At 51.9% G+C, this 12645-nt stretch carries 13 protein-coding genes and 1 pseudogene; 9 read left to right on the top strand and 5 right to left on the bottom strand.

The window, feature by feature from the left end; translation table 11 throughout:
* Positions 1–106: 106 nt before the first annotated feature.
* The 3 genes from NTZ04_06820 to NTZ04_06810 all read right to left on the bottom strand — a co-directional run bounded on the left by NTZ04_06820 (position 107) and on the right by NTZ04_06810 (position 4115).
* Entirely contained in the window at positions 107–2521 is a 2415-nt protein-coding gene (locus NTZ04_06820) for a sodium-translocating pyrophosphatase (protein MCX5992019.1), read from the bottom strand.
* Between the two features lie 150 nt (positions 2522–2671).
* The gene (locus tag NTZ04_06815; protein ID MCX5992018.1) at positions 2672–3178 is read right to left on the bottom strand and encodes a VTT domain-containing protein; all 507 of its coding nucleotides are present in this window, start codon (positions 3176–3178) and stop codon (positions 2672–2674) included.
* A gap of 361 nt (positions 3179–3539) precedes the next feature.
* A complete protein-coding gene (locus tag NTZ04_06810) occupies positions 3540–4115 on the bottom strand; it encodes a VTT domain-containing protein (protein ID MCX5992017.1) in 576 nt (191 codons plus the stop codon).
* A gap of 230 nt (positions 4116–4345) precedes the next feature.
* Between NTZ04_06810 and NTZ04_06805 the strand changes: the two are divergent.
* From NTZ04_06805 to NTZ04_06790, 4 genes and pseudogenes are all read left to right on the top strand, one after another.
* Positions 4346–5218, top strand: a pseudogene (locus tag NTZ04_06805) (MoxR family ATPase).
* Between the two features lie 18 nt (positions 5219–5236).
* On the top strand, positions 5237–6406 hold the full coding sequence (locus NTZ04_06800) for a VWA domain-containing protein (GenBank protein ID MCX5992016.1): 1170 nt from the start codon (positions 5237–5239) through the stop codon (positions 6404–6406).
* Between the two features lie 96 nt (positions 6407–6502).
* Entirely contained in the window at positions 6503–7465 is a 963-nt protein-coding gene (locus tag NTZ04_06795; GenBank protein MCX5992015.1) for a nitronate monooxygenase, read from the top strand.
* A gap of 100 nt (positions 7466–7565) precedes the next feature.
* The gene (locus NTZ04_06790) at positions 7566–8021 is read left to right on the top strand and encodes a VOC family protein (protein ID MCX5992014.1); all 456 of its coding nucleotides are present in this window, start codon (positions 7566–7568) and stop codon (positions 8019–8021) included.
* Positions 8022–8081: 60 nt separating this feature from the next.
* Here the strand turns inward: NTZ04_06790 and NTZ04_06785 are convergent, their stop codons facing one another.
* On the bottom strand, positions 8082–8411 hold the full coding sequence (locus tag NTZ04_06785) for a hypothetical protein (GenBank protein ID MCX5992013.1): 330 nt from the start codon (positions 8409–8411) through the stop codon (positions 8082–8084).
* A 294-nt stretch (positions 8412–8705) separates the two neighbouring features.
* Between NTZ04_06785 and NTZ04_06780 the strand changes: the two genes are divergently transcribed.
* Positions 8706–8900: a hypothetical protein gene (locus NTZ04_06780; protein ID MCX5992012.1), complete on the top strand. Its 195-nt coding sequence runs from the start codon at positions 8706–8708 to the stop codon at positions 8898–8900.
* Positions 8901–8911: 11 nt separating this feature from the next.
* Here NTZ04_06780 and NTZ04_06775 read toward each other — a convergent pair whose 3' ends face one another.
* Complete coding sequence (locus tag NTZ04_06775; protein MCX5992011.1) at positions 8912–9718, bottom strand: methyltransferase domain-containing protein; 807 nt, start codon at positions 9716–9718, stop codon at positions 8912–8914.
* A gap of 221 nt (positions 9719–9939) precedes the next feature.
* Here NTZ04_06775 and coaE point away from each other — a divergent pair, with 221 nt between their 5' ends.
* The 4 genes from coaE to NTZ04_06755 all read left to right on the top strand — a co-directional run bounded on the left by coaE (position 9940) and on the right by NTZ04_06755 (position 12524).
* Positions 9940–10542, top strand: coding sequence for a dephospho-CoA kinase (gene coaE, locus NTZ04_06770; GenBank protein ID MCX5992010.1), 603 nt, complete (start codon positions 9940–9942; stop codon positions 10540–10542).
* Complete coding sequence (locus NTZ04_06765) at positions 10527–11129, top strand: CoA pyrophosphatase (GenBank protein ID MCX5992009.1); 603 nt, start codon at positions 10527–10529, stop codon at positions 11127–11129. The genes coaE and NTZ04_06765 overlap by 16 nt, the downstream gene beginning before the upstream one ends.
* Positions 11130–11284: 155 nt before the next feature.
* Positions 11285–11788 carry a BglII/BstYI family type II restriction endonuclease gene (locus NTZ04_06760; GenBank protein MCX5992008.1) on the top strand — a complete coding sequence of 168 codons (504 nt, stop codon included), beginning with the start codon at positions 11285–11287 and terminating at the stop codon, positions 11786–11788.
* Between the two features lie 43 nt (positions 11789–11831).
* Complete coding sequence (locus NTZ04_06755; GenBank protein MCX5992007.1) at positions 11832–12524, top strand: HNH endonuclease; 693 nt, start codon at positions 11832–11834, stop codon at positions 12522–12524.
* The last annotated feature ends 121 nt before the right edge of the window (positions 12525–12645 follow it).

The raw sequence follows: 12645 nt of genomic DNA, 5'->3' as shown, positions 1-12645 counted from the left end.
GATTGAAGCGCCCACCAGGCCGCTCCGAAAGCGGTAGTCGTTTAGAAATGAATGAGGGACGGATACCGGCACGATATCCGCCCCTCAACTCTTGTTCAGAGATTACCTATTTCTTTTGCTTTCTCTGTTCCTTTGGCTCCTTTGATTCCTTTGGTGCGGGATGCTTTGCCTCGGGGGGGGCAGCAGCAGCCGCAGGGCTGTTTGCCTTGGCTTCTGCGCCCTCGCCGGCATCATCGCGCCCGAGAGTTTTCTGAGTCTTGGAGTAGTAGAGGGCCGCGACGATGATCAGGATGCCGATGACGCCTACTGTCACTGAGAGTGCCCAGTTGTCGCGCGGTAGCCCGGCCTTGGTCAACATCATGGTGGCAGCAATAACCGACACCAGGTTGATGACCTTGATCAGCGGGTTGAGCGCCGGGCCGGAGGTGTCCTTGAGAGGGTCACCTATGGTGTCGCCCACTACGCTGGCCTTGTGGCGATCCGATCCCTTGCCGGTGTTCTTGGCCAGGTCGCGCGGCTCATCCTCAATGACCTTCTTGGCATTGTCCCAGGCACCGCCGGCGTTCGACTGGAAGACAGCCATTAGCTGTCCCACCACGATCACGCCAGCGAGGAAGCCAGCCAGCGCCTCCAGACCGAAGACGAAGCCGATCACAATCGGCGAGATGATAGCCAGAAGGGCAGGAGTGAGAAGTTCCTTCTGAGCTGCCCCTGTAACGATGGTCACCACTTTGCTATAGTCAGGATCGGTGGTACCTTCCCAGATGCCCTTGATGTTGGCGAATTGCCACCGCACTTCGTTCACCACGCAGTAGGCAGCTCTTCCCACAGCGTTAATAAGGAGCGAACTGAACAGGAAGGGTATGGCACCGCCGATGAGGAAGGCGACAAAGACCTTCCACTGGATCAGGTCGACTACCGGGACATTGTATTCGAATTTGAAGGAGGCAAACAACGCTACCGCGGCCAGTACGGCCGAAGCGATGGCAATGCCCTTGGTGATAGCCTTGGTGGTATTGCCTACAGCGTCGAGGTCTGCCAGGGTCTTCCGGGCCTTGGGCTCCAGGCCGGCCATCTCAGCGATGCCGTTGGCGTTGTCTGCCACGGGGCCAAAGGCATCCATGGAGATGTTGTTCCCAGTCAGGGTGAGCTGGCCGATACCGCAGAGAGCCACACCGTAGAAGATGCACAGCAGTTTAATTTCGTCTGCGCTGAACAGATCGCTATGGACAGCCGGCAATCCATTCTGCCATATCAGTGCCGAAGCCGCAATTGACCCGGCGATGATAAGGATGGCCCCGACAGAGCTCTCCAACCCTATGCCCAGACCGCTGAGGATAGTGGTTGCGGGCCCCGTTTTGGTGGACTTCGCGATCTCTTTTACCGGTCCTCTGGTCGCGCCGGTATAGTAGTCGGTTATTTGGTTAATGGCTACTGCCAGGACTACACCTACACTCGTAGCCCAAAAGAAGCGCAAGTCATGGCAGTAAAACCAGCCAAAGATACCGAATGAGGCGATGGACATGAGCGCTGCCAGGTTGTAGCCCCGGTGTATGGCCTTCATGGCGTCTGTTTCGCTCTTGGAGCTTCCCACCGTGTAGGTGCTGATGATGGAGGAGAAGACGCCAGCAGCACGAACGAGCAATGGGAAGAGGATCCACATGAGTTGCCCCCCGGTGGCCTCAGTGAGGAAGAGGCCGAGGATCAGGGCGGATACTATGGTGACTTCATAGGACTCGAAGATGTCTGCGGCCATTCCTGCGCAGTCACCCACGTTGTCGCCGACGAGGTCGGCGATGACGGCCGCATTGCGCGGGTCGTCCTCAGGGATGTCCTTTTCCACTTTGCCCACCAGGTCGGCACCCACGTCGGCCGCCTTGGTGTAGATACCGCCGCCCACCCTCATGAAGAGGGCGATCAGCGTGCCACCGAAGCCGAAGCCGAGGAGCACCAGGGGAGCATCCTTGAAGAAGATGATAAAGATGAGGGTGCCACCGAGGAGTCCCAGTCCGTCGGTGAGCATTCCGGTGATGGTGCCGGTACGGTAGGCTATCTTCAAGGCGTCGACGAAGCTGTGGCGTGAAGCCTCAGCCACACGGATGTTGCCCTGCATGGCCATGTTCATGCCAACGTACCCTACGGTGGCAGAGAAGCCGGCGCCCAGGAGAAAGCCAAGAGCGCGGCCAAGCCCAATCAACCAGTCGGGGTTGGGGACCTCACCTTCTGGCTTCGGTGGCCTATAGCCAAAGTAACCAGTGACGAAGATGAAGGCTGCCAGTACCACAATCAACAGAAGTATGGTTTTGAACTGCCGCTTAAGATAGGCATTGCCGCCGTCGCGTATGGCCTTGGCGATCTTCTGCATCTTCTCGTTGCCCACCGACTTGCTCATGATCTGGCGGGTGAGCATCCAAGCATAGAGGAGGCCCAGTACAGCGACCACCAGAACGGCGATCATGGCCCCCTTTTCGAATCCGGTAACCGTGTCGGCCGTGAAACCCTCAAACAGCGTAATGTGCATTTAGTCTAGAGCCCTCCCTCCTGTGATAAGAATCTGCATTTGCATAGGTTAATCAACCTTTCTCGTCTCTCTAACATAACATCTATTCGCGATGCCTCCCTTCTTTGCTGTCGACCGTTTTGATCAATCAATTAAAAAATTATAACAAGTCTAAAGGTTTATGCCAAACCAATGAAGGATGAAGGCCAGGGTTCCCCACCCCACCAGAGCTACGACTGTCCACTTCACCGTTTTGCCGGCCCAGACGACGAGGAAGAACTTCCAGGGCGGGAAACGCATGGCTCCTGCGGTAGCGCCTATGATGCTGAAGAAAGGGTTGAATACCGCCGCGGAAATGAAAAGTGCCAGGGAGCCTCGAGTGTGTACCCACCTCTGGAGTCGGGGGTAAATCCCCTTTTTGCCGTCGGCAGTCATGGATCTGCTTTTGAGGAAGAAGGCATGCCCGGTGCGTCCGGCAATATAGCCGGTGAATTCCCCAAGGGCTTCACCAGCTCCAGCGGCGAGACCGACGAAGAACGGGTTCAATACCCCGCCCAGCGCAAATACCACCGGAACACTGGGGATGAAGGCAACGACAGTGGCGGAAGCCAGTATGCTGATAAGGAAAACGCCGAGATAGCCGTAGTGCTGAAACTCTGCGATCTTATTTCGAAGCAATACCGCCGACGCCACTATTCCGACAAGGAGCAGCCCGGCTCCAAGAAGCCAGAGCCATCTTCTCTTTGAATGGCCCTGGCTATCCGGGGCAGTCTGATTAGTTTGGCAGGTGCCGTTGTCTATTCTTTGTTCCTACCGTGCTGTGGTGCAGTCGGGCCGAAAAGATGCAAGCATGGGTACTTGTGGGAGTGTCTCTGATGGATAGGCTTTCTGTCTCCCATCGTTTTCTGCGTGGCGATACTTTAGAGTCTGAATGCAGGGACTCTCTACTCTCTATTGAATAAAACAAGCGATATTATAGTGCATGTCAATGTTTTTGGGTAATTCGTTTGAGAAGTTAAAGAGAGATGATGAGCACTGTTCATCGAGATAGAAAGGGCAGGTGGTGTTGCAGTACTTCGAAGAAGTAACAAAGAAGGATGTATTTAGGGAATTTGCCGATGAAGCAGGCCAGCAGGAATTTTGGGGCAGGCATTTTTGAAGCACCTGCAACTAGGCCGGCCATGTCAAATGGAATCACAGGCTGAAAGGCAATGACAGCGATGGCCCATAATCCATACCGATTTACCCAGCCTGAAACCCTGCCATATGCTTCAGGATAATCATTGAAGACCGCATTCTTCCCCAGGGAACCGGCATAGTAGCCGCCAAGCTCTCCCAGTGTTCCACCAATGGCAGCGACTAGAGCTATCAATACGGGATTATAGAACCCGGCCGCAGTGACCATTATTGATGCGCCTATCGACACAGGAGCTACTACGGTCAAATTGGATAGCAGATTAGTTCCGAATACGATGAGGTAGGCCATCCAGGCAAAATCCTGTAGCCTTGTTTTGAGAGGAGATAGAAGGTAGTTAAAGAGGAAAGCCAGGCCGATGCTGATGGCGATGAGGATGATAAATAAGATGGCCAGTCGCAGCCATCTATTCTTCTTCAAACGTGATAGTTCAATAGGCATAGTATGACGAAGGCTTTGAGATATCATAACAGCCGTGGAGCTGTGGAACAAATTGGCCTGCTGGCAAAGGCAAGCTGGCGCCGTGATGTTGGTTAGACAGTGAGGCGAGGGTGTTCTCGCTGATCAACTGATTAGTGAGTGGCCTTCATACGATGCTATAATATTCTCAAAGCTCGAATGCAGCATAAAATATTTGTCGGAGGCTAAGATTGGCGAATAGCGACTTTGATAAGTTCAAGGGAAGCGCGGATTATGTTACTGATGATGCGCTGAGAAACGCAGTTAATGTATCCATAGTTCTGAAGAAACCCCTGTTGGTGAGGGGTGAGCCAGGCACGGGCAAAACCATGCTGGCTCATAGTATCGCCAAGGGGCTGGGCAAGAGGTTGATGGTCTGGAATATCAAGTCAACCACTAAGGCTCAAGAAGGACTATATGTTTATGACACTGTTCAGCGGCTCAACGACAGCCGATTTGGTGACAAGAATGTTTCGGATATCAAGCAATACATAAAGCTGGGCAAACTGGGGCTGGCCTTTGTATCTCCGGACCAGGAAGTCCTTCTTATCGATGAGGTAGACAAGGCGGACCTGGAGTTTCCCAATGACCTTTTGAATGAGCTGGATTAGATGACCTTCTATATTCCCGAGACGAATGAAACAATCAAAGCAGTACATCGGCCCATTGTGATTATAACCAGCAACGCCGAGAAAGAGCTTCCTGATGCTTTCTTGAGGCGCTGCGTCTTCCACTATATTGAGTTTCCGGATACAACGCTGATGGAAGAGATAGTCCGGGTGCATTTCCCCGAGGTTAAGGATGGGCTTCTTCGGGAAGCCTTAAAGACCTTCTATCTGATGAGGAATATTGATGACCTTAGAAAAAAGCCATCGACATCTGAGCTGTTGGACTGGCTCCACTGCCTTATTGCTGGAGGCATACCTCATGACCGGGTGGCCAAGGAGGTGCCCTTTGTTGGTACACTGCTGAAGAAGGAAACCGACTACGACTATTTTATGACACGGTATATGAACAAGGAACCTGCCAGCCGCAAGGTCGACGTCTATCGGATGCTCCATTAGGCATCATCAAGAGCACCCATGTTTACCGACTTCTTTTACCTCCTTAGAAAGAGAAAGGTTCCTGTTTCAATTACTGAGTGGATGACCCTGATGGAGGCACTATCGCAGGGTCTTATTTCTAACCTGGACGACTTCTACTACCTGGCTAGGGCCATACTGGTAAAGAGCGAGACATACTTCGATCAGTATGATGTTGCTTTTCAGGAGTATTTCAAAGGAATAGAAGCCCCCGCCGATATCTCAGACAAAATCCTGGAGTGGCTCAAAGACCCGATCAATAGAGACAGCCTTACAGAGGAAGAGCGGGCTTTGTTCGACATGATGGATATGGATGAACTGCTTCGAGAGTTTGAGAAGAGGCTGGCTGAACAGACAGAGCAGCATGATGGAGGCAATTACTGGATCGGCAGAGGGGGCACCAGCCCATTCGGACACTCAGGCTCTCACCCTGCTGGCATCAGGGTTGGGGGGCAGTCGAGGGGCAGGGGAGCCATTAAGATTGCGCAGGAGAGAAGGTTCAGGAACTACCGCAGTGATCTGACCCTGGATGTACGTCAGGTAAAGATGGCCTTGAGGCGGGTGAGGCAGTTGAGTCGTATTGGTCTCGAGGATGAACTGGACCTGGAAGAGACGATCGATGCTACTGCCAAGAATGCCGGGGAGGTGGAACTGCGCTGGATGCGGAGCAGAAAGAATGCAGTAAAACTGCTTCTGTTGATGGATGTTGGGGGCTCCATGGAACCATTTGCTGAAGTATGCAGCCTGCTCTTCTCTGCAGCGCATTCCAGTTCGCACTTCAAGGATTTCCAATACTACTACTTCCACAATTGTGTGTATGAGAACGTCTATCGTGATATGGAAAAGCAGGAGGAAGTGAGTACCGAACAACTTCTGCGCACGCTGGAGCCGGACTACAAGGTGATACTGGTGGGAGATGCCAGGATGGGGATTACGGAGCTGACGGAAAGATACGGAGCCATATACTATTACCAGCGCAATGAAACTCCGGGAGTAGTGTGGCTGAAGCGAATGGCCGATCACTTCACGCATTGTGTCTGGCTGAATCCGGAGGAGCCAAGATACTGGAATCATCCCACCGTGGCCATGATCGGGAAGATCTTCCCCATGTTTGAGCTCAACCTTGATGGGATTGGAGATTCGGTCAAGAAGCTGGTCAGAAAGAGATGAGCCTTAGTCCTGTTAGCGCCTGGCTTCTTCCTTAGGAGTGGTAACAGCAGACTGGGTGATACCCCGGGATAAATTGAGTAAAGGTGGTCAACCTGTATGTGGGAGACAAGAGTAACCAAGATGCTGGGGATAAAGTACCCTATCATTCAGGGTGCTTTTGGGAGCTTTGGCACATCGGCTCTGGCTGTTCCGGTATCTGAAGCGGGTGGGCTGGGGATGATCACTGCTACGGCCCTGCGCACGCCGGAGGGGCTGCGTCAGGACATACGACGGGCCAAATCTCTTACCGGCAAGCCGTTTGGGGTGAACCTGACATTGATGGGATGCCCCAATGTTGATGAAATGCGAGAGGTGATCATTGAAGAGAGGGTGCCGGTGGTGGAGACTGCCACCTATCGCGCGGATAACCACGGGAAACGGCTGCAGGCTGCCGGGATAAAGTGGATTCATAAGGTGGCTACGATGAAGCATGCCCTGGCAGTGGAGCAACAGGGGGCTGATGCGGTGATAATAGTTGGGCTGGAAGGCGCGGGCTTCAAAAGCACACTTCAACTCCCTACCCTGATATCGATTACCTGGGCAGTGAGGCAATTGAAGATACCGGTAATAGCTGCCGGTGGCATTGCTGATGGCCGGGGCCTCATGGCTGCTTTGGCAATGGGGGCAGAGGCAGTCTATCTGGGAACTGCCTTCATGGCGACCAAGGAATGCCCCATTTCTGAGCGCCACAAGCAGTCCATGGCAGAAGCTGACCCCACTGAGCCAAAGTACCGGGAACGCTGCCTCGCTCCTCCGAAGCCTGAGGAATTGGCTAAGGTGATGAGTCAAAAAGGTTCTGTGCCTACAGACAAGTGGCTGGCAAATCTGGAGAGGGTCATGCTGAATGATTCTCCGGACATGCCTGATATAACTGAGGAGAACTTGGAGGAGGAGGTGCTGCGGAGCCTTCCAGGGTCACTGGCTGTGGCGGTTATTGATAAGGTGGTCACTGTACGGGAACTCATCGATAATATGATCAGTGAAGCTGAGGAGATCCGGCGACGCTGGTCGATATGCTAGCATAAAGTTGACATAACTAGGTCATTCAACGGCAAACTTGTTCTGTCCTTCGTTGCTTTGAAGGGGGGATTCAAGGAAGCTCTTGTCAAAGGAGTGGGATATGAAACCAAAGGGTGTCAATAGGGTAGTGATAGCTGTAAAGGATATCGATAAGGCGATAGATCTCTATTCGAGACTTCTTGGAGCTACTTTTCACGACGCGAGTGCCGGGGCAGAGTCCTATGGGGTCAGGGTAGCCATGAGCTGGGATGCCGGGATAGAGCTTTGTGCACCGCTGCCCGGATGCAACAGTTACATAGAGCAGATTATCAAAAAGCGTGGGGAAGGCCTGGTAGGGGTAGTATTCTGTGTTGACGATGTTGATGAAGCACATGAGAAGGCAAAGGACATGGGCATTGGCGTTTTATCTTTGATTGAATATGACCAGCATCAGATAGAGCAGTATCTTGGAGGCAGGTTCAAGAAGTACAAGGAATACATGCTCAACTCTGCTGACCTTTGCGGTGTAGGGGCGATTGTGGGGCAAATAGAGCCGAAGCAGCCATCAGATGGATAGGCTTAACTGGGTCTCTATGCTTGATCAGGTAGAGGGCTATGGAGCGCCACGAGGTATCTTTTACTGGAAGTTCACCCTGGTAGACCCATTGGGACTGGGCCAAAGAAGCTTACTTATCTCCTGCTGCTCCTTCTTGTCCGTGATCGGCTCAATCTCCGATAAGGCTTCCCCATTTTCATTTGTCCCATATCTCCAGCGCGCTACGTAGCCTCTCACGTTCATGTTCCCTACAAATGGTGTGCCTGAGGCGGTACAAAAGTTAACAGAGGTTGCCTCGGCGTAGTAATAGAGGACTTTTCGTCCTTGATACTCTAGGATACCTTCGCTCAGCGTAAACCGTCTCTCGTCCAAAATAGAGTCCTGTGGCGGATGGGCGTAAACATATGTCATGGCTGTTCCACTCCAGTTCTGCTATGCCAGGCAAAGGCTGACCCTCATGCACTTTCAATGATACTGACATAAGTATCAGACATCAAATCACAGTGAAATACGGCAATGATATCCTGTGGCAATCCTGTGTTTGAGGGCATCTCTTTCCCACAGATTGTTGCTTCGGGGTAACCGGCATGGCTGGTTGTTGGGACAGCAGTTTGATGCCTGGGAACAAAAGGCCGCTTTTCGTCGTCTATATTAGAGGAGAGCCGGTCTGGCCACAACTTCTTGCTTGGTCAGAGGGGGTGTGAAATGCAGAAAGAAGTCATTATTGACCCGAGAGCGGCCTATTACAGGGGACGTTACCGGGCCACAATGGACTGGTCCAAAGTCGGCAAGGGCCATGCTGATGGAGATTTGCCGATGTCCGAAGGAGTCCAGAGCAAGCAAGACAAGGTGGCGAAACAATACTTAAAGAGCGCCCCGCATTGTTGGTTGATTGGATAGTTCGATGGACCTTATCTCTTGAGTGCTTTGATGCTGGCCCATCGCGCTTTCCCTTTTGCCAGCACCCGTTGCCCCTCAGTTCTGAATACAAAGTAGTCCTGCTCAAACCTCTTCAGCAAATCCTTTTCCTGCCGGAACCACAGGTTTTCGCGAGCCTGTAGCCAGTGAGGTCCCATGGGGATTTCCTCGATTCCCTTCTGGTCGAAGGATGACTCTTGAATCTGACAGGTCTCAATTGAAAAACCAGCCTTTTCGTACAATGCCTTCAATTGGGACATGGTGAAGAATCTGAAGTCCGGGCCGTGGGCCTCCTGGAAGGCCTCTTCAATTGACTCATTCAGCCTTTTCTCTTCGCTGTCCGAAGGTTCCTGCAGCACCGGGTCCAGAGAAAAGAGGTAACCCATTGGCTTCAATATGCGGTGCAGCTCTGCGGCGGCTTCTTCAGGCCTGGTGAAGTGGTGGAAGCTCATCATAAGGCAGGCCGAATCAAAGACCCGGGGCAGGAAGGGCAGTGTTTCTGCTTCCCCCCGAACCAGGAAGAAGTTATCTATATTGCGCTTTAAGATCTTTTCCCTGGCTACTCTGAGCATACCGCGGCCGGAATCTATGCCGACTACAGAGCCACCAGGAACTTTGTCATGGAGGGCAATACCCAGTCGGCCTGTCCCTGTCCCCACATCTAATACCCGATCACTGGCTCCAGGGCGCAATCCATCCATTGTGATGCGGGTCAGGGACTCCAGGGCTGCCATTCCGGAAACACGTTGATCAAACTGTAATGCCTTTTGATAGTTCTGGTAGTCGATCTCGTTAGCCATTGGAATCAGCCTCCCCTTTGACGATAATCCTTTGCTGTATGAACCGAGACTGTCTTGGGTCAAAGTATACCACGGGGGCATCAGTTACAGGTTGGCCAACACCCCGTCTCTTTCAGATTGCGAGCGAGGGGTAGCAATCCCTGTGTCTTAGTAAACACTATCCTTGAGGCTGCTTGATACTGTGCGGATTAACATGGGAGAATAGATATCGGGTTTGTGCAATGATAGTCATAGGTCTTACCGGAAGCATCTGCAGCGGCAAGAGCACTGTAGCTGGTTTTCTGGCGAAGTTTGGTGCGGTTTTATTGAGTGCTGACGAGATTGGGCACGAAGCCTTCAGCCCCCATACCGAGACCTGGCAGCGGGTGGTCGAAGCCTTTGGCAGGGAGATTCTCACCGGCGGTAATGAGATTGACCGTAAGAAGCTGGGGGAGATTGTCTTTAATAACAGCCAGGCTCTGGAGCGGCTGAATCAGATAATGCATCCCGGCATGCACCGGGTAGCAGAGAAAAAGATTGAGGAACTGAGACAGCAGGGGGTGGGAGTGGTGGTGCTGGAAGCGCCGCTCCTGATAGAAGCTAAATGGCTGGACCTGGTGGACGAGGTCTGGGTGGCTAAGGCCAGTGAGGCTAATATGGTTCGTCGCTGCCAAAACCGCTCCGGGCTTTCTGAAGCTCAGGCTAAGGCGCGTATCCTGTCGCAACTCCCTCCTGATGAGAAGACCAGATATGCTGACGTGGTGATAGATACTGATGTCACCTTAGAAGAGGTAGAAGCCAGAGTGAAAGATCTGTGGGAGCAGAGGTTTTGCTCAAAAGGGTAGAAATAGACAAGGAAAAGATCAGACAGGCGCTCTCCCAACGGGAGAAGATAGTTGACAAGCCGGATGGTTTTACTCCAGCGGCTGTGCTCCTGCCGCTCTACGAGGCGCAGGGAAACTATCACCTTGTTTTCACCAAGAGGACGGAGAAGGTCCATTATCATAAGGGGCAGATTTCGTTCCCCGGTGGAGGGCGGCACCCGGAGGATAGGTACCTCCTGGATACGGCTCTAAGAGAAACCTGGGAGGAGATAGGCCTCAACCCCGGGGATGCGGAGATACTTGGTGAGCTGGATGACTTTGCCACCTACACCACGAATTTTGTCATATCACCCTTCGTGGCGGCTATACCGTATCCTTATGAATTCCGGGCAAGTCCAGACGAAGTAGAGGAGATAATCGAGGTGCCCCTCTCCGTGCTCCTGGACAAGAACAATTTCACTGAAGAGGAATTGCTCCTGGGGAACAGGCCCATTATGCAGTATTTTTATCGCTATGGCGATCAAGTGATCTATGGGGCTACAGCCAGGATTGTGAAGCAATTCCTGGAGGTTGTGTTCACAAATGACAGGGCTGGCACTAATATCTGAACATCCCAGTTTCCATCACTTGAAGCCAACCTCTTCTGGCCTCAATCCTTCGTGGTAGAGCTTCAGGCTGCTCCCCTTTGTATCCAACCTGGGGTAGCATGATATAATCTCGCAGAGGATCTTCTCCAATTCACTAAACCCAATTGCACAATGGAATGAAATACATAGTTGAACATTTCTTCTGTAGCCCACGCCTTCTAAAGAATGTGGATGAAATTAGCGAGGTCTATTCGTGCATAGATCGCATAATGTGGCATCCTAAGTTCGTCCTCGAGTCCAAGGATAGGAGATATGAGCACCAGCAAGCATACAACAAAACACTTGAGATAGAGTTCTCCAGCTATGGCTGGAAGCCACACCCTCTGCTGGTTGACCAACCCAGGCTACTAGGAGACTTTCAGAAGAACGATGTATTCGTTGAGATTCAGTTTGGCAACAGTGCTACAGTCTACAGGGATTACTATAAGTTCCACTATGGTTTGACACACAACCTTCTGGCCCTAGCCGTACTGATAGTCCCAACTACCCCAAAGAGATTCTTCCCCACCCGTGCTTCCAGTGTGAGTAACATGGCGGAATTTGACATGGCCGACAGGTACTTTAAGCTGCTGCCTATTCCGGTGCCTATTCTTCTGATTGGACTACTACCAGAGAACTGAAGTCTGAGGCATGGACTATACTTGCGAAGGGGGTTTCTAGTTGATGCAGCCTGGAGACATTTTATCCTATCTTCAGATGTGCTCGCAGGAAGGAGTGAACCTCCAAAGGGGAATGAATTATCACCTGCGTGGTGGACTGAGTGTTATTCTCATGAGCTTGCGACCGAGAGCGCCATATGCAGACAGAATTGAGGATAATGGCCGAGTCTTGATCTATGAGGGTCATGACCTACCAAGGCAAAGAGATAGTGATCCTAAGATGCTTGATCAGCCAATGATGAATCCAAATCATACACTGACCCAGAATGGCTTGTTCTATCAAGCGGCGATGAGTCATAAGCAAAAAGGTGGTCAGCCTGAGCATGTAAGAGTCTATGAGAAGGTGCGCCCTGGAATATGGGTCTACAATGGGTTGTTCAAGCTAGTTGATGCTTGGCAGGAGAAGGACAACTCTCGGAAGGTTTTCAAGTTCAGATTGCAAATGCTGGATGATTCCGAAGACTCGGTCACAACACAAGAGGACATCGATCACACTCGTCTCATTCCAGCATCAGTGAAGCTGCAGGTGTGGCAAAGGGATAAGGGGCGATGCGTCATCTGTGGAAGTAGCGACAATCTTCATTTTGACCACATAATCCCCTACTCAAGAGGAGGTTCTTCATTGGTGGCTGCTAACATTCGGCTACTATGTGCCAGGCACAATCTGGCCAAGAGGGACAGGATAGAATACGCCTAGCATATACCTTATCCTCCCTCATAGTCGTCTAAGAATCCCCTTTGTATCCAAGTTTGGATTGGGATGGTACGCTGAGTAACTGATGTGGACTTAGCATGGTAGCGAATCCGAAGGATGCAGC

The organism is Chloroflexota bacterium (assembly GCA_026389585.1).
Taxonomy (GTDB): Bacteria; Chloroflexota; Dehalococcoidia; order UBA2247; family RBG-13-53-26; genus JAPLHP01.
The sequence above is the reverse complement of the archived record's forward strand: the minus strand, read 5'-3'. Positions and strand labels throughout refer to the sequence as shown.